This is a genomic window from Streptomyces sp. SID5785, assembly GCF_009870065.1.
In the GTDB taxonomy this organism is placed as follows: domain Bacteria; phylum Actinomycetota; class Actinomycetes; order Streptomycetales; family Streptomycetaceae; genus Streptomyces.
In genome coordinates, this window is record NZ_WWIA01000235.1 from 1 (window position 1) to 1,565 (window position 1,565).

1 protein-coding gene is annotated in these 1,565 nt (G+C 72.9%); it reads right to left on the reverse strand.

Annotation, left to right across the window (positions count from 1 at the left end):
* Nucleotides 1-1,565, reverse strand: a 1,565-nt coding sequence (locus GTW43_RS06955; protein WP_161300740.1) for an ATP-dependent Clp protease ATP-binding subunit, incomplete at both ends; no start/stop codon positions are given.

The window sequence follows — 1,565 nt, forward strand, 5'->3', positions numbered from 1 at the left end:
GTCTTGCCGACGCCGGTCGGGCCGAGGAAGAGGAAGGAGCCGACCGGGCGGTTCGGGTCGCCCATGCCCGCGCGGTTGCGGCGGACGGCCTCCGAGACGGCCGTGACCGCCTCGTCCTGGCCCACGATCCGGTCGTGCATCTCGTCCTCGAGCCGGAGCAGCTTCTCCTTCTCCGACGCGGTGAGCTGCGAGACCGGGATGCCGGTGCGCCGCGACACGATGTCGGCGATGTCGGACGCCGTGACGGAGACGACGCCCTCGCGGCGCTCCTCGATCCCGGCGAGCTCGCCCTCGACCTCGGCGATCTCCCGTTTGAGCGCGGAGGCCCGGTCGTAGTCCTCGGCGGCGATCGCCTGGTCCTTCTCCCGGGACAGTCGGGCGATCCGGTCCTCGCGGCCCACGATCTCGGTCGACCGGCTCGCGCTGCGCAGCCTGACCCGGGCGCCCGCCTGGTCCATGAGGTCGATGGCCTTGTCGGGCAGGAAGCGGTCGCTGATGTAGCGGTCGGAGAGCTCGGCCGCGGCGGCCAGCGCCCCGTCGGCGAACCGGACCCGGTGATGCGCCTCGTACGCGTCCCGCAGCCCCTCCAGGATCTGGACGGTCTCCTCGACGGAGGGCTCGGGGATCAGCACGGGCTGGAAGCGGCGTTCGAGGGCGGCGTCCTTCTCGATGTGCTTGCGGTACTCGTCGATCGTGGTCGCGCCGACGACGTGCAGCTCTCCGCGGGCGAGGGCGGGCTTGAGCATGTTGCCCGCGTCCATGGCGCCCTCCCCCGCGGCGCCCGCGCCGACCACGGTGTGAAGTTCGTCGATGAACAGGATGATGTCGCCGCCCGCGTTCTGGACGTCCTCGATGACCTTCTTCAGCCGCTCCTCGAACTGGCCGCGGTACTGCGCGCCGGCGACCATGCCGGACAGGTCGAGCGAGACGACGCGCTTGCCCTTCAGGGTCTCGGGGACCTCACCTGCGACGATGCGCTGCGCGAGGCCCTCGACGATGGCTGTCTTGCCGACGCCGGGCTCGCCGATCAGCACCGGGTTGTTCTTCGAGCGGCGGGAGAGGATCTCGACCGTCTGCTCGATCTCCTCGGCGCGTCCGACGACGGGGTCGAGGCGGCCCGCCTTGGCCTCCTCGGTGAGGTCGCGCCCGTACTCGTCGAGGGTCGAGGCAGGCTGCCCGGACCCGGCGGCCGCCTGGCCGTCGCCGCGGGAGGGCTGCTGCTCGGTGAGGCCCGCGAGGCTCTTGGGGTTGAGGCCGTCGGCCCGCATCATCCTGGCCGCACCCGTGTCGGGGTCGCCGAGCAGGGCCGCGAGGATGTGCTCGGGTCCGATGTAGGAGACCCCGGCCTGCTGGGAGCGGGCGTAGGCGTCGGCGAGCGTGCGCTTGGCCGCCGGGGTGAGCCCGGGGTCGGCGGACGGCTCGCCGGACTCCCCCGGCAGCACCTTGTCCAGCTCGGCGGCGAGCGCGTCGGGGTCGACGCCGGCCTGCGCGAGCAGCCGCCGGGACGGGTCGACCTTGGTCGCGGCCCACAGGAGGTGCTCGGTGTCCAGGTCGGAGCTGCCGTC